This window comes from Microbacterium arborescens, from assembly GCF_030369635.1.
Classification (GTDB): domain Bacteria; phylum Actinomycetota; class Actinomycetes; order Actinomycetales; family Microbacteriaceae; genus Microbacterium.
On record NZ_CP128474.1, the window covers coordinates 2553787 to 2575853 of the forward strand.

A 22067-nucleotide genomic window follows, 5' to 3' on the forward strand; every position below is an offset into this window, starting at 1 on the left:
TTCTACGCGTCCTCGCCTGAGTGAATCGCACGATCACTCAGCCAGCGGAGTGCGCGGTCGAAGCGGCGGAGCTCCCCCGTGTCGGGATGACGATCGCGACCGTTGAATCGCCGGTACATCGCCACGAAGTCACTGAGACGGCCGGTTCCCATCCATCCTGCGCGGTGGAGGAAGATCACCTTGTCGCGCAGTGAGCCGGGGATCGTCGCCGCCATCTCATCGACCTTGAACTCGAGCGAGGTGTGGCTGAGGGAGGCGTACTCGGCCGTCAGCGCGTGGCGCGTGTGGTACCCGTCCTCGGCGGCCACGTAGGACGGCATGCGCTCCAGCACGTGCGCCAAACCGCCATCTCGATACGCGTTCTTACCTCCGAAGTCCTCGTAGCGCCACGCGTGCTCGGCCAGCCTCCGCAACGCGATAGGGCGCGCGGCGTACATCGAACCGAACGGCGCTAACGGCGAGCCGTCGTCCAGCGGGACCTGCATGCCCAGCTGGTCGGCGACCTTGACGAAATTGTCTCGGTTTCCCCACCATGCATGACCGAGAGTGCCGTGACCGATGTGGATCATCGGCGGGTAGACCAGACCCAACGTCGGTTCGCGTTGGAACAGGCCGACGAGATTCGCCGCGTAGCCTGCGTTGGGAAGAAGGTTGTCAAGCTGCTGCGAGGCAAAGTGTTGACCGACGGCATACCCCTGTTGCGGGGTTCGCTTGGTGTGAATCTTCACCAGCACGTCGTACCGGTCGTCCATGATGACATCGCGGCACGCGATGAGGAACGCGCTCTGGTCACGGCCGTTGTTCGACGGAAGAACGCGGATGTCGACACGACGGCCCTCCCGTGGAGAGTCGGCGACGACAGCGGCGATCGCATCAGCGCGGCCCGCATCTGGAGTGGTGACGACAAGATCGTACGGGCCCGGCATCATGTCAGCGCGCCGCAGCATGTCGCGCGCCATGTCCACGTAGTAGATGTGAGCCACGACGACCAGGCGCAGCGGAGAAGACGCGTCGTACAGCGCAGGCTGATCCGACAGGATCTCCAATGCCCCGATATCGGTGGCCAAATCTCGAGGCGGCGAGTTCCGGGCGAGATTCGGCAGGATCAGCTCCCGCGGATATCCGTAAGACTCGACCTTTTCGAGCGTCCAGCGCCCGATCGAGGCGTTGTGATCCATGGTGATCGGCCAGAAGAAGAACGGCTTACGCTTCACCACCGGGCAGCCCGCGTCAAGCATCGCATCCGCATTGAAGATCGAGGGATTCTCGGTGTCGTAGTCCGCGTATGGGAAGCCGACGTCATGAGTGAAACCGCGCGAGGCGAAGTGCTCAGTGAAGGTCACTTCGTGCCGAGTGACGGCCTGTCGCCAATCGTCGAGCAGGGGTAGGTCCCGCCAGTAGTCGCGCCACGCGTCGGAGGTGAACATGCGGCGCCGCACGGCGATCCAGAAGGACTGGAGATGGTAGGGGATCACCTCCCCCGTCCAAGACGCTTCGATCTCTACGCGCGGGTGATCGGTCAGACCCCAGAAATCGAGTTCGGCAGCATTCATGCGCTGGAAGATGGGAGAGAACGGACGCACTGGCCCGAACCAGGTGTCGTTGGTCAGCACGACCTCATCGAACTCGGCGAGCCTGTCCCCGAGCAGGTCGAGTCCCGCCTTCTGACCCCAGATGTCCAGCCCTGTGTTCTCGCGTTGCAACACCTCATCGACGAGAGTCTCGAGCGACCGCCGAGCATCCGAGCGCAACTCGCCGTTGACGACAGCGACGATGTGATGCGCATGCTCACGGAGACCACGCAATGCGTGGAGGACGAAGTCGTCGACGCGACCGCGTTTGTCGTAAATCACGTACACGACCGCGCGTCGATCGCTCTCGAGGAATCGTCTCGGCACGCCGGGCGATTCGGCCACTTCCGTCACTGGTTCCTCCTCAGCGTTTGTCGGATCGCCCGCAGGACTGGCCGCGCCGGGCGCAACATCCGTGCCACGAGACGAGACACGGTCAGAAGCCGGGGCGCTCGATACCGGAGATACATGCGCGCGAAATCGCGCCCGCGGCCGGTTCCGACATCGCCAGCACGGTGGAGCATCGAGGTGTATCCCGCCGGATACCCATAGGAGGTCATGGCCATGAAGTCAGCGGTGTACTCCAACGACCCGTGGCTGAGCCCTGCGTGTTCGGGCGTGGCCACGGTGCGCGTGTGATAACCCTCCTCCGCAGCGACGTACGTCAGTATTCTGCGATGCAAATCGCTACCGCTCTGTCCCGGTGCCCACGGACGACCCGCGAGGCGCTGCAGCGCCTCGGGTCGCCCGACCCACATCCCACCGAGCGGCGCGTGCGGTGATGCCCAGTCGAGAGGGACATCGACGCCCATATCGCTGAGTAGATGATGCGCTTCCTCGCGAAGACCGAGCCATCCTGCTCCGAGACTCGACACGCCGATGTGCGGGGTGGGGGGGAAGACCATCCCCAAACCCGGCTCTCGGCGGAACAGATCGAGCATGTTCTGCACGTAGCCCGGTCCGGCCAGGAGGCAGTCGATCTGCTGTTTGCGGAGGTAGCGCCGCGCGTTCATCGAGTTTTCAGGGCGAGTACCAGTGTGAAGCGCGATGACGATGTCAGCATCGCCGGCGAACACGTACTCCCGGCATACGTCGAATACGACAGACACGTCGTCGAACACGCGGCCCGGCGCTGGGACGACAGTCACATCCACCCCGCCCAATCCGATAGCCAGCGACGCCTCGGTGATCGCGCGCGCCACCGCATCGTCAGGAGCGGTGCACACGACACGACGCATTCCGGGCACCGATGCGAGATGCGCGAGGACGTCAGGCAACTCTTCGGTCTCGACGACCTGCACGACGCCCACGACAGCGAGGTCGGCGCGCTCGACGTCCGGGCCGACGCTCGGCAGGATCTCCATCATCGCCGCTTGCGTGTGAAGCGACTTCGGGGGCATCGTGCGAGCCAGGTCCTGCCAGAGCAACCGCACGGGATAGCCGTGATCAGCCATCGCCGCAGCGATACGTCGTCCGATGATGGCGTGCTGGTCGAAGAAGAGTGGATACCCGTCGAAGACATCGCGCACGACAGCGGGGCAGCCGTCGGCGATCAACAGTTCGGCGTTGAACATCTCGGGATGTTCGGCAGGATAGTCCTCGCTCGGGAATGCGGCGTCCCCGCGAAACCCTGCTTTCGTAAGGAGGCGCGCCAGGCCTGACTCGATCCGTCGGGCGTCATGACGGCTCTCGGGCATCGCGGGCAGGGTCTTCCAGAAAGTGCGCCATGCCGACGAGTCGAGAGCGCGACGTCGAACGGCAAGCCAGTACGAGCTCAACTCCGGGACGCCGTCCCGCCCTTCCGAACGGTCGAATCGCCGCGGGTCGCGACGATCGGTGATCGACCACACGTCGACGGCGCGCCGGTCCATGCGTTCGAAAACCGGCCGCAGATCGTTCACCGGACCGAACCACCGGTCGCCTGTGAGGATGAGTTCGTCGAACTCGTCGACGCGACGGCTCCAGCGAGAGAGCCCGAGCCGCGCACCCCACAAGCCCGCAACAACGCCGTTCTCTTCCACGACCTCGTGCGCGATGGCTTGCACGCGAACTCGCGTATCGTCCTCGAGTGGTCCAGTGACCACGAGAACCTCGTCGACCTCGCGGCGGAGTCGCTCGATCGCGTAGATCGCCGCTTCCGAGATCCGCCCCCGCCGAGCCGCAACGCTGTAGACGACGCCGCGCCGCCCTCCGACCGGAAAGGCGGCCGGGACAGTAGCGCGACTCAATGCGCCGCACCTGCTCCCTGTGCAAGCGCTTTCAGAAGGTACGCGCCGTAGCCGCTCTTCGCGAGCTTCGATGCACGTTCACGCAGTTCATCGTCCGAGAGGAACCCCATCCGCCATGCGACTTCCTCGGGACAACCGATCGAGAGCCCCTGCCGCTTCTCGACGGTACGGATGAACTCGGTGGCCTCGCTGAGTGAATCGAACGTGCCGGTATCGAGCCAGGCCGTCCCTCGCGGGAGAATCTCGACGGTGAGACGCCCGGCCTCAAGATAGGTCCGGTTCACGTCAGTGATCTCCAGCTCTCCTCGCGCTGACGGGCGGAGGTCGCGAGCGATGCTCACCACGTCGTTGTCGTAGAAGTACAGGCCGGGCACCGCGTAGTTGCTTCGTGGCGAACTCGGCTTCTCCTCGAGGGAGATCGCTCGACCGGTGTCGTCGAACTCGACGACACCGTAAGCCGAAGGATCATCGACCCAGTAGCCGAACACCACGCCTCCTCGAACGTCGTTGTATTGACGAAGGCGGGTGCCCATCCCCTGGCCGTAGAAGATGTTGTCGCCCAGGACGAGCGCGACGGAGTCACCGCCGATGTGGTCCGCGCCGAGGACGAAGGCCTGCGCCAGTCCGTCGGGTCGCGGTTGCTGGGCGTAGGTGATGGACACACCGAAGGCCGAGCCGTCCCCCAGCAAACGGGCAAACTGCGGCGCATCGTCGGGGGTGGTGATGATCAGGATGTCTCGGATCCCGGCGAGGATGAGCGTCGACAGCGGGTAGTAGATCATCGGCTTGTCATAGACCGGAACGAGCTGCTTCGAGACCCCCTGGGTGATCGGATGCAGACGTGATCCCGTACCACCAGCCAAAATGATGCCGCGCATGGGACAAGTTTCCCCTACGCCGTCCGCCGCACCAAACTACGAACTCGGCTACTAGCCTGGACGGTGTGTCCACGCTTCTTGTGACCGGCGGCGCCGGGTTCATCGGTTCGAATTTCGTTCACCACGTCATCGACCACACCGACCACACGGTGATCGTGCTCGACAAGCTCACCTATGCGGGCAACGCCGCATCTCTTGCGGGCCTGCCCGACGACCGGGTGCGCCTGGTGCAGGGCGACATCGCCGACGCAGCCCTCGTGGATGAGCTGTTCGGCCAGGTCGACGCGGTCGTGCACTACGCGGCCGAGTCGCACAACGACAACTCTCTGCACGACCCGCGGCCGTTCCTCGACACGAACATCATCGGCACCTACACGCTGCTTGAGGCCGCGCGGAAGCATGACAAGCGGTTCCACCACATCTCCACCGACGAGGTGTACGGCGACCTCGAGCTCGACGACCCGGCACGGTTCACCGAGAACACCCCGTACAACCCGTCCTCTCCCTACAGCAGCACGAAGGCCGGCTCCGACCTGCTCGTACGCGCCTGGGTGCGATCGTTCGGGGTGAAGGCGACCATCAGCAACTGTTCGAACAACTACGGGCCGTACCAGCACGTCGAGAAGTTCATCCCGCGCCAGATCACCAACGTCCTCCGCGGCATCCGCCCCAAGCTCTATGGCACGGGCGAGAACGTCCGCGACTGGATCCATGCCGACGACCACTCCTCCGCCGTCCTCACCATCCTCGATAAGGGTGTCATCGGCGAGACGTATCTCATCGGCGCCGACGGCGAGAAGGACAACAAGACCGTCGTCGAGCTGATCCTCGCCCTCACCGGCAACCCGACCGACGCGTACGACCACGTCACCGACCGCCCCGGTCACGACATGCGCTACGCGATCGACTCCACGAAGCTCCGCACCGAGCTCGGCTGGACGCCCCGCTACGAGGACTTCGAAGCCGGCCTGAAGGCCACCATCGATTGGTACCGCGACAACGAGGACTGGTGGGCGCCCGCGAAAGACGGCGTCGAAGCCTTCTACGCCTCGAAGGGACAGTGACCCGTGGCCATCGAGTTCGGTAAGGCGCTCACGGTCACCGCGACCCCCATCCCGGGGCTCGTGGTCCTCGACCTCCCGGTGCACGGCGACTCACGCGGCTGGTTCAAGGAGAACTGGCAGCGAGAGAAGATGACCGCGTCGGGCATCGACCTGCCCGATTTCGGCCCGGTGCAGAACAACATCTCGTTCAACGACGCGGTCGGCACGACCCGCGGCATCCACGCCGAACCCTGGGATAAGTACGTCTCCGTCGCCACGGGCCGCATTTTCGGCGCCTGGGTCGACCTTCGCGAGGGGCCGACCTTCGGCGCCGTCTACACGACCGAACTCGATCCCTCGCGCGCGATCTTCGTCCCGCGCGGCGTCGGCAACTCGTATCAGACCCTCGAGCCCGACACCGCCTACACGTATCTCGTGAACGACCACTGGTCGCCCGATGCGACCTACACGTTCCTCAATCTCGCTGACGAGACCGCAGCGATCGAGTGGCCGATCCCCCTCGACGAGGTCGAGATCAGCGAGAAAGACAAGAACCACCCGCGTCTGTCCGACGTGGTTCCGATGCCGCCGAAGCGGATCCTGGTGACGGGGGCGAACGGGCAGCTCGGCCGCGCGCTCCGCGCCGAGTTCGGCGATCATCCGTGGATGGAGTACGCGAGCCGGGACGAGCTCGACCTGACGTCGCCGGATCTCGCCTCCGCGCGCCGGTGGCGCGACTACAGCACGATCATCAACGCGGCCGCGTACACCAAGGTCGACCTCGCCGAGACCCCCGAGGGCCGCGTCGACGCCTGGGCGGCGAACGTCACCGCGGTCGCCGCGCTGGCGCGCATCGCGACGGCGAACGGCATCACCCTCGTCCATGTCTCGAGCGACTACGTGTTCGACGGCACGAAGGACGGCGCGTACACCGAGAACGACCCCGTGTCGCCGCTCGGCGTGTACGGACAAACGAAGGCCGCCGGGGATGCCGTCGTGTCCGTCGTTCCCCGTCACTACATCGTTCGCACCAGCTGGGTCATCGGCGATGGCAACAACTTCGTGCGCACGATGGCCTCGCTCGCCGAGCGGGGTATCGATCCGAAGGTCGTCGACGACCAGATCGGCCGGTTGACGTTCACGGACGACATCGCCCGCGCGATACGGCACCTCCTCGAACGCGATGCACCGTTCGGGTTGCACCATGTCACCTCGACGGGAGCGCCAGCGAGCTGGTACGAAGTCGCCGCGGCGGTCTTCGCGTTGATGGGGCATGACCCCGAACGCGTCTCTGCGGTGACCACGGCCGCATACTTTGCCCAAGTCGAGACTGCCGTGTCGCCTCGACCCGCGAACGGGATGCTGCGCGAAGACCCGATGCTCGCGGGCAGCGACTGGCGAGAGGTCCTCGCGCGATACCTTCGCGGTTGACCCGCATGAGGGGCTGATCGGTGATCAACCCCTCATGCGGGTTACGGCACCCGAACCTGACGACATCCCAGCAGTGTGTGTGGCCCGTTGCCGTTGTTGTTGATCGCGTAAACGCAGGCATCGTATGTGCCGGGAGACACCGCACGGGTGACTGAGAATCCGTGCTGCGGCCCCGACGCCGGGTAAGCGCCAGCCACGTCCGCACGGGTTCGGTCGGCCGTGTGCGCGGTTCCGACTCCGCTGATGTACACGTGGACCGCAATCGGATCAGGTGTGTCCGGATCAATCGCCCATCCGTCGACGACGATGTTCCGCCCCGCCACCGACACCGCTTCGAGATTCCCGAAAGGAGGCTTCTCGTTGGTGCCTACGACAATGGCCCGGCATCCCAGCAGCGTATTGCCGCCGGCGCCGTTGTTGATCGCGTAGGCACACACGTCCGACCGGCCGGGTGGCGCATTCATGACCTGCGAGAAGCCGTGATTGGGCCCTTGCGCGGGGTACACCGCGCCGACGTCGGCGCGAGGAAGGTCGGCGTTATAGGCCACGCCCCTGGATCCCACGTAGAGATGCACCGATATGGCGTCTGAGGTGTCCTCATCCAACGCCCATCCGCTTACGGCGACAGTCGCCCCTCGCACGGTGACACCCTCGAGGACACCAATCGGCGCGCGCCCGAGATCAGGCAATCGCGCTGTGATCGTCTTGCAGCCCAGAGACGTGTCGCCGCCTCGTCCGTTGTTCAGGGCGGTGACGCACACACGTGTTTCGCCGACGGGAACCTGAATCTTCGCAACGAACCCATGCTGCGAACCGAACGAGGGATACGCTGCCCCGACATCCGCGCGGACGTTGTCAGCGGCGATGGTGGTGATCACTCCGCCCGCGTCCACACGGACGCGGATAGGCGCGGCCGTGTCGGGGTCGATCGTCCAGCCGCTGACTGTGAGTGTCTGGCCGTCGGCCGAGAGCCCCTCGTACACACCGAACGGAGCACGCCCCTGGTCGCTCGGCGCAGTCACAGTGACGTTTCGGCACCCGAGGAGCACGTTGCTACCAAAGCCGGTGTTGATCGCGTATGCGCAGACGTCGTACGTGCCGGGAGCAGCGGGGAGGGTGGCCCCGAAACCGTGGGCGGCACCGTAGAGCGGATAAGCAGCGGCGATGTCGGGACGATTAGCGTCCGCACGCAAAGCCGTTCCCGTGGACCCTACATACACATGCACGTCGACGGAATCGCGGGTATCGGGATCCAGCGCCCAGCCGCCCACCGTCACACCGCCTGCGGTCGCCGACACACCCTCGAGGTTTCCCACTGGCGACCCAGCGAGGGCTGCGACTTTCGAGCATCCGATCTGCGAGTTCCCTCCCGGACCCACGTTGATGCCGTACACACACACCTCGTTGCTGCCCGCAGCCGAGGCCGGGACAGTCACGGAGAAGCCATGGCGTGACCCGAGGTGAGGGAGCGCAGCGCCAACGTCGGCACGATCACCATCTGCGGTGAAGGCGTAGCCGACACCGTTCACATACACGTGGACGGCGATGGGGTTGCTGGTGTCGGGGTCCGCGGCCCAACCAGAGACCTCGAACGTCCCCGGCCTCGCCTGGACGGCATCGACGCTACCGAACGGTCCGGACGGATTCGCCGGAGGCTGTGGCTGCGTCGACCCGAACCAGTCGGTGTAGAGCCGCCAGAAGTTGCGGTTTCCGTATGAGGAGCAGGTGTCTCCCGTGCCATACAGGTTGTTGAGCGCGGCCTGGTTGGGCACGTACGGCGTGTAGATGTAGAGACCGGCGGTGGCCTGGTTCTCGATGTAGACCCGCTGCGTCCCGCAGTTGTTGTACGGGTGGTACAGGATGTTGTTCCACCGGCCAGCCTGGTAGCCGAAGTCCTGCGGGAAAGCCTTGTAGATCTTGTACTGCCGGGCCGCGTAGTACACCTGGTAGAAGAAGCCCAGCGTCGCCGAATCACACGGAGCCGTGTCAGGGCACCCCTGCCCGGTAGCTGCTGCGTAAGCGCGCGCTGTCGGAGCGTTCCAGGTGACCAGAGACTGCTCCTTCTCGAGCAGCACCAGGATGACCTTCTGGCTGATGCCGCACGAGCGGGCGACGCGATCGATGATCGTCGACGCGCTCTCGTTGCCGCGACCCTCGTACCCGTTGCAGTAGCGGTCGGACGGGCGGTTGTCGGTGTTCTGCCGGTAGTCCTTCAGACACGTGAAACCCGAGGCGCACGACCGCACCTGACGCTCCATGAATGCCTGGATCTCGGGCGATCCCATCGCATTCGAGTCGTAGAAGGCGGCGTCGCTGATGATGTTGCCGGGGTTGAAGTCCGATCCCGATGCGGCCGCGGCAGCCGGAGCCGGAGCGATCGACGACGACAACGCCACCGGCGCCGCGACGAGCAGCGCGATAGCGCACACCCATGCGGCGAGGACCGCGACGGACGAGCGGATGCTGCGACGCGCGCTCACTGGCTCGACTCGACGCTCGAGTCGGCGGAACGCGCCCGCGTCGACGAGGACTCGTACCGCACATCGAACCGCGTTGCCGCGGAGTCGGACGCGACGTCGGCCGACATGAGGCCGCAGTACGTCACACCGTTACCGGCCGTGCTGGTGATGGTGGCCACCCCGACGCCGTCGACGCGGAGCGTGCAGGTGCCGTCATCCTCGCTGACGCCCGGGACCATCGCCGTCACCTCGAGGGTCGCACCCCGCTGCTCGGCGGTGATGATGAGGACCTCACCGTTGTAGGGGGTGTCCACTTCGACCGTTTCCGTCGGAACCGGCACGTCGGGGGTCGCGGCGTCGTCCGGAGTCGGCGTCGGTGTCGGCTCGGGAGTCGGGCTCTCAAGGGTCGCCGTCGGAGTCGGAGTCATCGCGCCACCCACGGGGGTGGCGCAAGCGCTCAAGGCCAGCATCCCGACAACGAGGCCGCCGAAGAGGCGGAAGCTCGTCGCGGTCACCGAGGTCGTGGTTCTGCGCGCACGGGGAGAGGTCACGCTTTTATTGTGCGGCCAGCGCCGCGTTCACACAGCATCCACGCCGATTCGTCATCCGTCCGTTACGGCGGCGCTCAGCGCGACATCCGGCGGCGCAGGCGACGTAGCCGCGACCAGATCGGCTGGTGCGCATCGATCTCGGCTCGGATGACAGCCCGCTGATCTCGCTGTTCGCGCCGCAACGACTCGACCTCGCTCCGCAGCTCCGCGACGATGCGACGTTCCATGGCTCCCAGGTAGAGCGGCAGGCCGGCACCGTTCTCCGCCACCCAGGAGCGGAGCTCACGGTCGCGCACGATCATGTCGTCACGGTCGTGGAGATGCTCCAACGCGAACATACTGTTCCCCTCGGCACCCGACGCCCCCGGACGCTGAGTCCAGAAGGCCAGCGGCTCTCCCCCGATGAAGCCGAGCGTCCCCACAGCAAGGACGCGGAGGTAGAACTCCCAGTCCTCGACGGCTTCGAGCGACTCGTCGTAGGGACCGACCTGTTCGTGAAGCGCGCGACGGTAGAGCAACGAGATGGGGACAGCGCGGTTGACCTCGAGCAGATCGATGAAGCGCAGCGCCGTCAGATCGGCCCAGAACGGCACGCGTCCCGTCTCGACCCACCGCCCCGCGCGCTTCTGCTCGTAGACGATCGCGGTCGCGACGCCGACCCCGGAGTCGTTCGGGTGGTCGTCGAGAAAAGCGACGGTGCGCTCGAGGAACTCCGGAGCCCAGAGGTCGTCATCGTCGTGGATGACGACGAACTCGGTGTCGAGAGCCTCCACGCCGGTGTTCGCCGCGGCGCATCGGCCGCCCGGGGCCCGCGAGTCGAGGACCGTCACGGTGTCGACGGCGGCGGACGCCGACACCACGGCGTCGACGGCGGTCCGGTCGCTGCCGTCGTTGACCACGACGATCCGTCGGTCGCCGAAGGTCTGGGCGGCGACGTCGGCGAGGGCCCGAGCGAGGAACTCGGGCCGGTCGGCCGTGCGGATGACGACTCCTACGCGTGCGGGCATGTGTCCACCCTAGGAGGGAAGATCTACCGACAGCTCACAGCTCGGCGTGGAGCGCCCACACGCGCTCTGCGTGATCGCGCCACGAGAACGCTCGGCCGCGGTCGCCGGCGCGCACAGCCCACCGGTGCAGCTCGTCCGGCGACGACAACACCTCTCCCGCAGCATCCCGCAGCTCGTCGAACGGCGCGACGCGCGCGCCGTCGAGCAGCACCTCGTGATGCACGGGTGAGTCGCACGCGACGACGGGAACGCCCAGCACCATCGCCTCGACCGCGCGCCAGGGGAACCCCGACCCGTCGGAGAGCGCGATCAGCAGCACGGCCGCGTCGAGGACGGCAGCTCGGTCGGCGGCATCGAGCCGGCCGGGAACGATGACGCGGTCGCGGTCGATCCCGGCCCCGGCGATCGCGCTCGCCACTTCGGCCGGCTCGTCGAACACGACGACGCTGGAGGTCTGCTCCCCCGCGATCGAGGCCAGCACGGCGCGCAGCTGCTCCTCGGTGCCGCCGGCGACGACGGCCACACGATCGGGCACGCCCAGCTCGCGCCGCCGCCCGACCGCGTCGGTCGGGACGCGGAAGTCCCCGGGCGCGGCGCCGGGGATGACCCGGATCCGGCCACTGAGCTTGGGCGCGATCTCGGCGAGACGGTGCGCGGTGGCGTGCGCGGGGACCACGACGGCATCCGCATGCTTCTCAGCGCGCTTGAGCAGCGCTCGATGGGCGAGCAGCGTCGCCCGGGGGAACAGTGCGGGCGTGTCCCAGACGGCGAGGTCCCAGACGGTGACCACGGTCTGCTCGTTGTCGTGCGCTCGATCGTGCTTGACGAGCGGGGCCAGCAACGTGGGGGCGTGTAAGAGACCGCCCGCGACGCCTCCCGAGATGCCCATCGGCCACGAGGCCAGCAGGCCCGTTCGAGGGAACGGCGCCCGGATGGTCTGGGCGACACCGCTGAGCGCGGAGGCGGCATCCACGGCATCCGACGGGACGACGGCGGCTACCTCGCATCGCGCCGGCGCGGTCTCGATGAGCGCGCGCGCCACCTCGAGGGATGCCTCGGCGGAGTCGGCGTCGACGACGTCGGTCAGTTGGTCGAGGACGACACGGAGGACGGTGGCCATCGCTCAGCCCTCCGGCGCCGGGGTCGGGGTCTGCGGGTGGAGCGCATCCTGCACCATCTGCCGGACGAGAGCCCAATCGGGGTCGGCCTCCTCGATGCCGTTCTCGGGAGTCAGCTCGATCGTGGTGACCGGCTGCTCCTTGGCCTTCATCGCGATGTCGGCGAGGAACGGCAGGAGGTCGGCGGGGATGTCGGTCTGCACGAGTACCTGCCCGGCGTCGGCGATCTCGGTGAACCGATCGAGCACGTTCTGCGGCGTCATCTGGGCGAGGATCGCCTGCTGCAGCTCGCGCTGGCGGCGCATCCGGTCGAAGTCGCTCGTCGTGTAGCGCGAGCGGGCGTACCACTGGGCGGTGTCGCCGTCCATGTGCTGCTGTCCGGCCTCGATCCACCCCTCGGCCCAGTCCTCGGCGCTCTGGCCCTCGTAGCGCGGGCCGCCGCCCTTGGGCAGGCGCTCGACGACGTTGATGTCGACACCGCCGAGGGCATCGACGAGGTCGGCGAAGCCCTTCATGTCGATGAAGACGTAGTACGGGATGGTGATGCCCAGGATTCCCTCGACGGCGTCCTTGGTCGCCTCGACGCCCGGCGACGACCCGTCGCCTCGGGCGTCGGGGTACATCGCGTCGCCATCGCGACAGATCTCGACCTCGGTCTGCAGCTGGTTGATGCCGCTGCTCCACCCGCAGTTCGGATCGACACGGCCCTCGTGGACGTCGGGGTATAGGTCGTGCATCGGTCCCGGCGCGAACGGGAAATGCCCCATGTCGCGCGGCACACCGGTGATCGTCGTCGCCCCCGTCTCGGCGTTGACCGAGACGACGGAGATCGAGTCGAACCGCATCGAGTCGCGCCCCTCACCGCTGTCGGCGCCGAGCAGGAGGACGTTGTAGTACCCGTCCGACGGCGGAACGCTGGGTCCGCTCGCCCCGAAGACGGTGCTGAGGGTCTCGCGCACCGAGTTGACCCGGTCGAAGGTCCAGGCTGCCGCGGACGTCGATGCGACGGCGAGGAGGATCGCGAGGAGCGGCACGCCGATGCGGGCGACCGTGCCGGCGCGGACGAGCTTCACCAGGCGCAGCGTGTCGATGGTGAGCACGATCCACAGCACCGCATAGAACGCGATGACCGCCTGGACGATCAGGAGGACGAACCAGTTGGTCGCCAGCGACAGCAGGAGGGGGCGCCAGAGCAGCCCGGTCAGCACGGTCAGCAGTGCGAGGACCCACATGGTGATCGTGGCCGCGAGACCGAAACGCCCGAGGCGCCGGTTGCCCGCGAGTACCTGGGCCGACCCGGGCAGCACGAAGTTGAGCACGACGAGCCACCAGCCGCGTCGTCCCATCACCTCGGGCGACGACGTATCGGGATGCCGGAGGGGACGCTCCTCGATCAGGCTCGAGGAACGCGGCCGGGCGGAGCTTCGCGGCGGTGCGCCGACGCTCACAGGGATTCCTTCAGGCGGCGGTTCTTCTCTTCGACCTGCTGCTCGAGCCCGCGCGCGTACTCCTCGAGCCGGTCGGCGAGCGCCGGATCAGCGGCCCCGATGATGCGCGCGGCGAGGAGGCCGGCGTTCTTCGCTCCGTTGATCGAGACGGTGGCGACGGGGATGCCGCCGGGCATCTGCACGATGCTCAACAGGGAGTCGAGCCCGTCGAGGGTTGCGAGCTGGACGGGAACCCCCACGACAGGGAGGGGCGTCAGCGATGCGAGCATGCCCGGGAGGTGCGCTGCTCCTCCGGCTCCCGCGATGATGACGCGCAGCCCGCGCCCGCGTGCCTCACGGCCGTAACGCAGCAGCTTGTCGGGCGTGCGGTGGGCCGAGACGACCTCGACCTCGTGCGCGATGCCCAGGTCGGTCAGTGCCTGCGATGCGTCGCTCATGACGCGCCAATCGGAGTCCGAACCCATGACGACTCCGACCAGCGGAGCGTCCGACGAATGCAGCGGCGAGGATGTCACCGACCCAGGTTAGGCGGGCCACCTGAGGAATCCCCGGAGCGGCGCGGTACCCGGTGATGCTCAGTCGTCGAAGTGCGCGGCCACCACGCGGGCGTCGCCCACGACGGCGTCGAGGTCGTCGCCCGAGAGGTTCACGTGACCGACCTTGCGTCCCGGCCGCGGCGCCTTGCCGTACGTGTGCACCTTCGCGCCCGGGTGGGCCTCGAGAGCGGCGGGGATGCGCGCGGCGAGCGAGTCGGAGACGGGGCCGCCCAGGATGTTGATCATGACCGACCACGGCGCGCGCGGCGACGTGTCGCCGAGCGGAAGGTCGAGCACTGCGCGCAGGTGCTGCTCGAACTGTCCGGTCACGGCGCCGTCCTGGCTCCAGTGACCGCTGTTGTGCGGCCGCATCGCGAGCTCGTTGACGAGCAGACGGTCGTCTGCCGTCTCGAAGAGCTCGACGGCGAGCATGCCCGTCACACCCAGCCCCTCCGCGATCGAGACGCCGATGCTCTCGGCGACCTCGACCAGGCGCCGGCCCGCCCGCGGCGCCGGAGCGATGACCTCGGCGCACACGCCGTCGCGCTGCACGGTCTCCACCACGGGGTACGAACGCCACGCCCCCGAGGGCCGGCGTGCGACCTGCTGAGCGAGCTCGCGCGTGAACTCCACGAGCTCTTCGACGAGGAGCTGTCCGCCGGGTTCGAGCGCGTCGAGCCAGTCGGCCGCCTCCTCGGCGGCGCGCACGACGCGCACGCCTTTGCCGTCGTAACCGCCGCGCGGGGTCTTCACGACAGCACGCCCGCCGTTGTCGTCGAGGAACGCCTGCAGACCGGCGGCATCCGAGATCGCGGCCCACTCGGGCTGCGGCATGTCGAGCTCGGCGAGGCGAGCGCGCATACGCAGCTTGTCCTGCGCGTAGAAGAGCGCGTCGGGGCCGGGGTGCACGGCCACGCCCTCGTCGACGAGGGCACGCAGAACGTCCTGCGGCACGTGCTCGTGGTCGAAGGTGATGACGTCGACGTCGCGGGCGAATGACCGGACCGTCTCGAGGTCGCGATAGTCACCCGTCGACGTCGCCGCGATGGCGGCGGACATCCCGGGCTCCTCGGCCAGCACCCGCACGTCGATTCCCAGCTCGACGGCCGGCGCGATCATCATGCGGGCCAGCTGTCCTCCGCCGACGATTCCTACTCGCAACGACATGGCGCCTCCTCCGGTTTCGGATCCATCATCGCGCACAGCGGGCCACGCGACCGCACGTGCGATCGGACTCGGACGGGCTCAGGATTCGGAACCGATGACCGGCATGCTGTGCGAGTCGCGATGCGCGAGGATCTGGCTGACCTCGACCTGGTCCGCGAGCACCTCGTGGACGAGCGCGACAGCCGGGATGCTGCGCAGCCGCATCGAGGGGTCGACGCCGTTCGAGAGCGTCAGGGTTCCCGTGCCGTTCAGTCGCTGCAGCGGGCCGCGCGACTCATCGATGCCGTAGCCGCGGATGTGGCTGAGCTCGGACCGGCGACGCACGATGAGTCCCGAGGTCTCGATGACCCGGCGCGTCGTGATCGTGTACGAATGCGCGAGCCAGCGCAGGAACGGCAGCACGACGAGCAGCACGACCACCAGCCCCGCGGCCGACCAGAGCATGACATCCGTGAACGGCGCGGGGAGGTTGTCGGTGAAGTACCCCGTGACACCCGCGACGACGATGAGCAGAAGCGCAGGCCACAACAGCGGCCCGGCGTGCGGGCGCAGCCGGGCGACGCGCAGCTCGGGCGCGGCGGCACCGAGCGCGGGCGCGACGGGTCGGCCGAACGAGGCTGCGGGCTGTGTCACAGCACCATCATGACCCGCCGGTACGACAACGCGACGACGGCACGCCCGGATGCCGCGAGGCCTCAGCCGACTCCGCGGACGTGAACGACGTCACCGGCGCCGACGACGCTTTCGACCGACCCTGTCCGCACGACCAGACGCCCATCCTCGTCGAGGCGCTCCGCCGTTCCCGTCAACGTCTCGCCGCCGGGCAGCGAGACGACGACGTCCTCGCCGATCGTGACGCACGCCGCCGCGACGCGCTCGCGCAGCGCGTCGTCTGCGCCCGACACCGCGAGGTGGGCGATGTGGTCGCGCAGACCGGAGAGGAAGTCCGCCAGCAGCCGATCCTCGTCGGCCGAGGCACCCAGCGCGGTGAACGACGTCGCGGTCGCGACCGGCAGATCGACCTCGGCCATGGTCGTGTTGACTCCGGCACCGAGGATCACGTCCCCCGCCTCACCCGGGAGGACTTCGGCGAGGATGCCGCTGATCTTCCGGCCGTCGACCAGCACGTCGTTCGGCCATTTGACGCCCACGCGCCGACCGTGCAGCTGGGCGGCGACCGCGTCGCTCATCGCGAGACCGGCGACGAGCGGGATCCAGCCGCGCAAGCGGACCGGCACGGCCCCGACGCGCAGCAGCACCGAGATCGCGAGGGCGGTGCCGGCCGGAGCGGTCCAGCTGCGATCGAGCCGGCCCCTCCCGGCGCGCTGGTCGGTCGTCACGACGACGGAGAGATGCGGGTGGGCATCGGGATCGGCCTCGACGTCGCGACGGAAGTGGGCGTTGGTCGAATCGGTGTGCTCCACGACGTGCAGGCGGGGCGATACCGCGGCCGCACGGGGATAGCCGTTCTCGGGGATCGTCATGGCGTCACCCTACGATGCCGGATCGGCGCGAGGCGAGGGGTTGCGTCCGAGGGTTTCCACAGGTGATCACCGCCGTCGTTGTGGGCGTGCTCCAACGGCTGCGGGGCAGCGCTGGATAGGGTGGAACGCGTGACCGACCAGCCCGACCTGTCCACGACCGCCGGCAAGATCGCCGACCTCCGCGCGCGCTACCAGTCGGCCGTCGTCGACGCCGAGAACACGGCACGCGAGAAGCAGCACAAGAAGGGCAAGCTCACCGCGCGCGAGCGTATCGAGATGCTCGTCGATCCGGGGTCGTTCGTCGAGCTCGACGAGTACGTGCGGCATCGCACCACCGCGTTCGGCATGGACCGCTCCCGCCCGTACGGCGATTCCGTCGTCTCCGGGGTGGGCACGATCCACGGACGCACGGTCGCGGTCTACTCGCAGGACTTCACCACGTTCGGCGGCTCGCTCGGCGAGTCGGCAGGCGAGAAGATCATCAAGGTCATGGAGCTCGCCCTCCGCGGCGGGATGCCGATCATCGGCATCCTCGACTCCGGCGGCGCCCGCATCCAGGAGGGCGTCGTGGCGCTCGGCAAGTACGGCGAGATCTTCCGCCTGAACACCGCCGCATCCGGCGTCATCCCGCAGATCTCGCTCATCATGGGCCCGGCCGCCGGCGGCGCGGTGTACTCCCCCGCCCTCACCGACTTCGTGATCATGGTCGACAAGACGAGCCAGATGTTCGTCACCGGCCCCGATGTCATCAAGACGGTGACGGGCGAGGACGTCGGCATGGAGGAGCTCGGTGGCGCCCACACCCACAACACGCGTTCGGGTGTCGCGCACTACCTCGCCGAGGACGAGGACGACGCGATCGACTACGCGCGCTCGCTCCTGAGCTTCCTGCCCGACAACAACATGTCGGACGCCCCGGTCTACGAGACCGGTTTCGAGTGGGAGACCACCGACGACGACCGCACCCTGAACACCGTCATCCCCGACTCCCCGAACCAGCCCTACGACATCCACCAGGTGATCGCCGGCATCGTCGACGAGGGCGACTTCCTCGAGGTGCAGCCGCTGTTCGCGCCGAACATCGTCGTCGGCTTCGGCCGGGTGGAAGGCCGCACCGTCGGCATCATCGCCAACCAGCCCTCGCAGATGGCGGGCACGCTGAACATCGACGCCGGCGAGAAGGCGAGCCGGTTCGTGCGCTTCTGCGACGCCTTCTCGGTGCCGATCGTCACTCTCGTCGACGTCCCGGGCTACCTCCCCGGCACCGACCAGGAGTGGACCGGCGTCATCCGCCGCGGCGCCAAGCTGCTCTATGCCTACGCCGAGGCGACGGTCCCCCTCGTCACGGTGATCTTGCGCAAGGCCTACGGCGGCGCGTACATCGTGATGGGGTCGAAGCAGCTGGGCGCCGACGTCAACGTGGCCTGGCCCACGGCGGAGATCGCCGTGATGGGCGGGCAGGGTGCGGTGAACATCCTCTACCGCGGTGAGATCAAGCGCGCCGAAGAGGCGGGCGAGGATGTCGCCGCCGTCCGATCGCGCCTGGCATCCGAGTACACCTACAACGTGGCTTCCCCGTTCCTCGCAGCCGAACGCGGCGAGCTCGACGGCATCATCGAGCCCGCGCAGACCCGCGTGTACATCGCCAAGTCGCTGCGCGCGCTGCGCGGCAAGCGGGCCGAGCTGCCCGCGAAGAAGCACGGGAACATCCCGCTGTGACCGGGCCGGATGACGCTCGTGACGAGGCGGCGCGCGAGGAGCGGCCCCTCCGCATCGACGTGCGCCGCGGCAACCCGACGCCCGAAGAGCTCGCCGCGCTCATCGCCGTCGTGAGCGAGTCGTACGCCCAGGAGGCGGCCGAGGCCGTCGCCCCGGAGCCGACGCCCGAATCGGCGTGGCGTCGCTCGGCGCGCGCGCTGCGGACCCCGCTGCGCCGCGGTTTCGGCTGGGGCAGGTTCACCGGCTGACGGCTCGCTCGGGGCGGTTCGCTCCCGAGCGATTTTGTCCCCCGAAATACCTACAGACAGATCTGGCACATTGCCACAGACTGGATCTGCTGGAACGCTACTGCGTTCGGTCACCTGAGCCTCGTGCCGGTGACTGCTGCGAGTCGGTTTTCGGGTAACCACTCGCATGGCGAGGGGCGGGCGGCTTCGCCGCCCCTCGCCCCCAGCACCCCGTCGGCATCAGAGGCGCGGGCGAGGCCGCGCGATCTCGCGCCAGAGGTCGACCGTCTCGTCGGAACCGTCGTCGTGACGTGATCGGCCGACCACCGTGACCGCCGTATCGGGATGCGTCGACGTGCGGATGTAGAGGCGCTCCGACCGCACGCCGTCGAGCACGTCGGCGAGCTCGGCTCGAATGGCGGCGAGTTCGCGTTCATCGAGCCCATCGAGCCCGCCCTCGTCGAGGAAGGTGACGTGAGAGCCCGAGCGTCGGACGTCCTCGAGGACGCGTCTCACCGCATCGTCCAGCAGGCGGGGCCCGCGCAGCTCATCACGCAAACGTCCCTCGGCGAGCCGGGCTTGGAGCCGTTCGTCATCGTCGAGGTCGCCATCGGCTTTGATGGTCCGCGAGAGCACCGGGCCCGCGACGGCGAGCGCTCGCTGGACGCGAACGCGTCTCTCCCGCCGGCGCCCTTCCTGCGTCGCGAGCCACTCGGACGCCTCGCGTTGAAGGGCCGTCAGTTGCGCGGTCTCGACGGCGGCTCGGTCGATCAGCAGCACGATGATCTGCGCACCGCCCACCCAGAGGGCGGAACCGACGGCGCCGAGCGACAGAGTCGGCTCGGGACCGATCCAGATGACCGACTGCAGGAACAGCATCGCGATCCCCGACCAGGCCACGATCGACCGCCGCCGGACGACGAGGATCGCCATCAGCGCCCCGAGACCGCCGAGGCTCCAGGTTGCGAAGGGCTGCAGCCGCCCGGCCTCGCCTGCGGCCCACCACGTGGCGGACGGGATCACGATCGTCACGGCGAAGGCGAGCAGCGCGATCCACAGGGGCAGCGGCGCCGGGCGGCTCATCCCCGCCGTCACCGCGCTCAACGCCGGGACGTCGGCGGCGGGCCGCGACGGAACGCCCATCGGCCGCGCGGGCCAGAAGATGCACAGCCCGGTGACGGCGAGGTACACCACGAGGTTGAGGACCAGCACGACCGGCACGTCGACGGGGCGGGTCCAGAACATGCCGCCCACCGCGAGATACGCGGTGAACGCGACGCCGAGCGCTGAGAGCACCCAACGGACCGAACGGTTCATGGGCGCTCCCGCCAGCTGATCGACACGGTCGTTCCGGTCGCGCCGGATTCGACCGTGGCCACTCCTGCCACCGCGGCGACGCGCGCGATGATCGACGCGCGGATGCCGAGGCGGTCTTCGGCGACGCGAGACGCCTCGAAACCGGGACCGTCATCGCTCACTGCGATGCCCAGCCCGGTGGCGTCGGCTCGGAACGAGACGCGCAGGTTCGCCGCAGCGGCGTGTTCGACCGAGTTGGTGACGGCCTGCGCGGCCGCGAGCTGCAGCGCACGCGCGACGCGACCCGGAACCGCCACGGCGTCGGGGCCGATGTCGTGGGTGACGGCGGTCGCCGGATGCAGCCTCCGCACGCTCGCTTCGAGCTCGGCACCGAGAGCGGGGGCCGACACCGGCGCGTCCGGGCCCTCCCCCGCCTCCTGGTCGACGTTCGCAAGACGGGTGAGGGCGTCACGAGCCATCGATACCGCGAGGGTGCGCTCCCGGTCGGTCTCGGCCCGTTCGGCCGCGATGAGGGCCGCCAGCACACTGTCGTGCATGAGCGCTGCCACAGCGACCCGCTCCTTCTCCACCGCGTCGGCGGCCGCCGCCTGCGCGAAGGAGCGCACGGCCCCCTCCCGCCCGCTGTCGATGCTGGCGGCGAGAGAGCGGAGGATCCATCCCACGACGATCAGGACACTGGCGAGGATGATGGCGAACGCGGAGTCCAGCGCCACATCGAGCACGGTGGCGGGCGTGAGTGGCAGCAAGGTCAGCCGCATGGTGCCGTAGAGCAGCGGCAGCAGGAACGCCCAGACGATCTGTCCCGCGAGCGGCATGCAGAACACGGCCGCGACGGTGCCGACGTTGATGAGGAACCACAGCCAGGGTTGCTCGTCGACCGTCGTGCCGGTTCCGGCTGCGAGCGGCCAGAGGAGCGTCGCGATCGGGAAGACGCCCGCGAAGATCCCCGCGAAGACGCGGACACCCCGGGAGGTGAGGAGGGAGATGCACATCATCAGGAGCGAGCCGAGGACGACGACCAGCAGAATCGTGTTCCAGGTCGGGTTTCCCGCCGGCGCGCTGAGCGCGCCCACGAGCGCCTGGATGCCGATGACCGAGCTTCCCGCGCCGACGACGATTCCCAGGATGCGGTCGATGCGCGACTGGGTGAACCGCTGCGTCTGAGCCAGAGCTTCACGGAACTCCGCGGGCCGGCGGGGACGGGGGACTCCGGTGTCAGGGGGGTCAGCGGACATCGGAGGCTTCGGCGACGAGACCGTCTTCCATCGCACGGCGGAGGAGGTCGACCTTGGTGGGTGCGGGGCGGCCGACCTCGACGTATTTCACCCGCACGCGGGTGATGTTCTCCTTCGCGGTGGAATAGGCGATCCCCAGGCGTTCGGCCACGGCCTTCAGCGGAAGGCCCGCCGCATAGAGCCGCAGCACGTCGCGCTCGCGCGCGGAGAGCTGAGCGTCGGCGAACGCCCGGTCGCCGTCGACGGCGCTGGCCCACTCGACGTTGTCGAGGTGCTCGCCGCGCGCCACCGTCCGGATCGCCGCGACGACGTCATCGGCGCGCGCTGATTTGCTGATGACGCCGAGCGCTCCGGCGGCGAGCGCCTCGCGCACGGCGGCCGGCCGGTCGGCGACGCTGTGGATGATGACCTGCGATCCGTCCCACACGAGCTGCGCGACGTTCTCGGAGACGGTGGCGCCGTCGCCGAGCATGAGGTCGAGGACGACGACATCCGCCGGTGCCTCGCCGGTCTCTTTGCGCCAGCGCAAGTACTCGGCGACGGTGCTGCCCGTGAAGACGACGTCGCCGACGGACGCGCGGGAACAGGCGGCAGCGAGCCCGAGTCGGACCGACTCGTGATCGTCGATGAGTGCCACCCGTGTCATGC

At 68.2% G+C, this 22067-nt stretch carries 19 protein-coding genes; 4 read left to right on the forward strand and 15 right to left on the reverse strand.

Features of this window, described 5'->3' with window-relative positions:
* Positions 1 to 2: 2 nt before the first annotated feature.
* The 3 genes from QUC20_RS12140 to rfbA form a co-directional block, all read right to left on the reverse strand.
* Complete coding sequence (locus tag QUC20_RS12140) at positions 3 to 1925, reverse strand: rhamnan synthesis F family protein (RefSeq protein ID WP_289330039.1); 1923 nt, start codon at positions 1923 to 1925, stop codon at positions 3 to 5.
* Complete coding sequence (locus QUC20_RS12145; protein WP_353105705.1) at positions 1922 to 3655, reverse strand: rhamnan synthesis F family protein; 1734 nt, start codon at positions 3653 to 3655, stop codon at positions 1922 to 1924. The genes QUC20_RS12140 and QUC20_RS12145 overlap by 4 nt, the downstream gene beginning before the upstream one ends.
* A 140-nt stretch (positions 3656 to 3795) precedes the next feature.
* Positions 3796 to 4677, reverse strand: a complete 882-nt coding sequence (gene rfbA / locus QUC20_RS12150; RefSeq protein WP_289330041.1) for a glucose-1-phosphate thymidylyltransferase RfbA — start codon at positions 4675 to 4677, stop codon at positions 3796 to 3798.
* Between the two features lie 65 nt (positions 4678 to 4742).
* Between rfbA and rfbB the strand changes: the two genes are divergently transcribed.
* Positions 4743 to 5741 (forward strand): dTDP-glucose 4,6-dehydratase, encoded by a 999-nt coding sequence (gene rfbB, locus QUC20_RS12155; protein ID WP_289330042.1) that lies wholly within the window; start codon positions 4743 to 4745, stop codon positions 5739 to 5741.
* Between the two features lie 3 nt (positions 5742 to 5744).
* The gene (locus tag QUC20_RS12160) at positions 5745 to 7151 is read left to right on the forward strand and encodes a sugar nucleotide-binding protein (protein WP_289330043.1); all 1407 of its coding nucleotides are present in this window, start codon (positions 5745 to 5747) and stop codon (positions 7149 to 7151) included.
* Positions 7152 to 7192: 41 nt separating this feature from the next.
* Here the strand turns inward: QUC20_RS12160 and QUC20_RS12165 are convergent, their stop codons facing one another.
* The 9 genes from QUC20_RS12165 to QUC20_RS12205 all read right to left on the reverse strand — a co-directional run bounded on the left by QUC20_RS12165 (position 7193) and on the right by QUC20_RS12205 (position 16921).
* Positions 7193 to 9547 (reverse strand): hypothetical protein, encoded by a 2355-nt coding sequence (locus tag QUC20_RS12165; protein WP_289330044.1) that lies wholly within the window; start codon positions 9545 to 9547, stop codon positions 7193 to 7195.
* Between the two features lie 80 nt (positions 9548 to 9627).
* Positions 9628 to 10161, reverse strand: a complete 534-nt coding sequence (locus tag QUC20_RS12170) for a hypothetical protein (RefSeq protein ID WP_289330045.1) — start codon at positions 10159 to 10161, stop codon at positions 9628 to 9630.
* Between the two features lie 74 nt (positions 10162 to 10235).
* On the reverse strand, positions 10236 to 11168 hold the full coding sequence (locus tag QUC20_RS12175) for a glycosyltransferase family 2 protein (RefSeq protein ID WP_289330046.1): 933 nt from the start codon (positions 11166 to 11168) through the stop codon (positions 10236 to 10238).
* Between the two features lie 34 nt (positions 11169 to 11202).
* Positions 11203 to 12288, reverse strand: coding sequence for a glycosyltransferase (locus QUC20_RS12180; RefSeq protein WP_289330047.1), 1086 nt, complete (start codon positions 12286 to 12288; stop codon positions 11203 to 11205).
* A gap of 3 nt (positions 12289 to 12291) precedes the next feature.
* Entirely contained in the window at positions 12292 to 13734 is a 1443-nt protein-coding gene (locus tag QUC20_RS12185; RefSeq protein WP_289330048.1) for an LCP family protein, read from the reverse strand.
* Entirely contained in the window at positions 13731 to 14198 is a 468-nt protein-coding gene (gene purE, locus QUC20_RS12190) for a 5-(carboxyamino)imidazole ribonucleotide mutase (RefSeq protein WP_120265158.1), read from the reverse strand. The genes QUC20_RS12185 and purE overlap by 4 nt, the downstream gene beginning before the upstream one ends.
* A gap of 111 nt (positions 14199 to 14309) precedes the next feature.
* A complete protein-coding gene (locus QUC20_RS12195) occupies positions 14310 to 15437 on the reverse strand; it encodes a 5-(carboxyamino)imidazole ribonucleotide synthase (RefSeq protein ID WP_289330049.1) in 1128 nt (375 codons plus the stop codon).
* Between the two features lie 78 nt (positions 15438 to 15515).
* Positions 15516 to 16070: a PH domain-containing protein gene (locus tag QUC20_RS12200; RefSeq protein WP_289330050.1), complete on the reverse strand. Its 555-nt coding sequence runs from the start codon at positions 16068 to 16070 to the stop codon at positions 15516 to 15518.
* Between the two features lie 62 nt (positions 16071 to 16132).
* A complete protein-coding gene (locus tag QUC20_RS12205; protein ID WP_289330051.1) occupies positions 16133 to 16921 on the reverse strand; it encodes a biotin--[acetyl-CoA-carboxylase] ligase in 789 nt (262 codons plus the stop codon).
* 129 nt (positions 16922 to 17050) lie between these two features.
* On the opposite strand from QUC20_RS12205, the gene QUC20_RS12210 reads away from it, so the two are divergent.
* Both QUC20_RS12210 and QUC20_RS12215 read left to right on the forward strand, forming a co-directional pair.
* On the forward strand, positions 17051 to 18640 hold the full coding sequence (locus QUC20_RS12210; protein WP_183045392.1) for an acyl-CoA carboxylase subunit beta: 1590 nt from the start codon (positions 17051 to 17053) through the stop codon (positions 18638 to 18640).
* On the forward strand, positions 18637 to 18888 hold the full coding sequence (locus QUC20_RS12215) for an acyl-CoA carboxylase subunit epsilon (RefSeq protein ID WP_120264677.1): 252 nt from the start codon (positions 18637 to 18639) through the stop codon (positions 18886 to 18888). Before QUC20_RS12210 ends, QUC20_RS12215 begins: the two co-directional genes overlap by 4 nt.
* Before the next feature lie 219 nt (positions 18889 to 19107).
* Here QUC20_RS12215 and QUC20_RS12220 read toward each other — a convergent pair whose 3' ends face one another.
* Genes QUC20_RS12220 through QUC20_RS12230 form a run of 3 tightly spaced genes read right to left on the reverse strand, consistent with a single transcriptional unit; the run spans position 19108 to position 22065 of the window.
* On the reverse strand, positions 19108 to 20184 hold the full coding sequence (locus tag QUC20_RS12220) for a hypothetical protein (RefSeq protein WP_289330052.1): 1077 nt from the start codon (positions 20182 to 20184) through the stop codon (positions 19108 to 19110).
* Complete coding sequence (locus QUC20_RS12225) at positions 20181 to 21419, reverse strand: ATP-binding protein (RefSeq protein WP_259455368.1); 1239 nt, start codon at positions 21417 to 21419, stop codon at positions 20181 to 20183. Before QUC20_RS12225 ends, QUC20_RS12220 begins: the two co-directional genes overlap by 4 nt.
* Positions 21409 to 22065 carry a response regulator transcription factor gene (locus QUC20_RS12230; RefSeq protein ID WP_289330053.1) on the reverse strand — a complete coding sequence of 219 codons (657 nt, stop codon included), beginning with the start codon at positions 22063 to 22065 and terminating at the stop codon, positions 21409 to 21411. Before QUC20_RS12230 ends, QUC20_RS12225 begins: the two co-directional genes overlap by 11 nt.
* Between the last annotated feature and the right edge of the window lie 2 nt (positions 22066 to 22067).

Excerpts from the sequence above, each read along its gene's own strand:
- QUC20_RS12205 (WP_289330051.1), bottom strand. The coding sequence starts at position 16,921 with ATGACGATCCCCGAGAACGGCTATCCCCGTGCGGCCGCGGTATCGCCC.
- QUC20_RS12225 (WP_259455368.1), bottom strand. The coding sequence starts at position 21,419 with ATGTCCGCTGACCCCCCTGACACCGGAGTCCCCCGTCCCCGCCGGCCC.
- QUC20_RS12220 (WP_289330052.1), bottom strand. The coding sequence starts at position 20,184 with ATGAACCGTTCGGTCCGTTGGGTGCTCTCAGCGCTCGGCGTCGCGTTC.
- rfbA (WP_289330041.1), bottom strand. The coding sequence starts at position 4,677 with ATGCGCGGCATCATTTTGGCTGGTGGTACGGGATCACGTCTGCATCCG.
- QUC20_RS12195 (WP_289330049.1), bottom strand. The coding sequence starts at position 15,437 with ATGTCGTTGCGAGTAGGAATCGTCGGCGGAGGACAGCTGGCCCGCATG.
- QUC20_RS12180 (WP_289330047.1), bottom strand. The coding sequence starts at position 12,288 with ATGGCCACCGTCCTCCGTGTCGTCCTCGACCAACTGACCGACGTCGTC.
- purE (WP_120265158.1), bottom strand. The coding sequence starts at position 14,198 with ATGGGTTCGGACTCCGATTGGCGCGTCATGAGCGACGCATCGCAGGCA.
- QUC20_RS12175 (WP_289330046.1), bottom strand. The coding sequence starts at position 11,168 with ATGCCCGCACGCGTAGGAGTCGTCATCCGCACGGCCGACCGGCCCGAG.
- QUC20_RS12230 (WP_289330053.1), bottom strand. The coding sequence starts at position 22,065 with ATGACACGGGTGGCACTCATCGACGATCACGAGTCGGTCCGACTCGGG.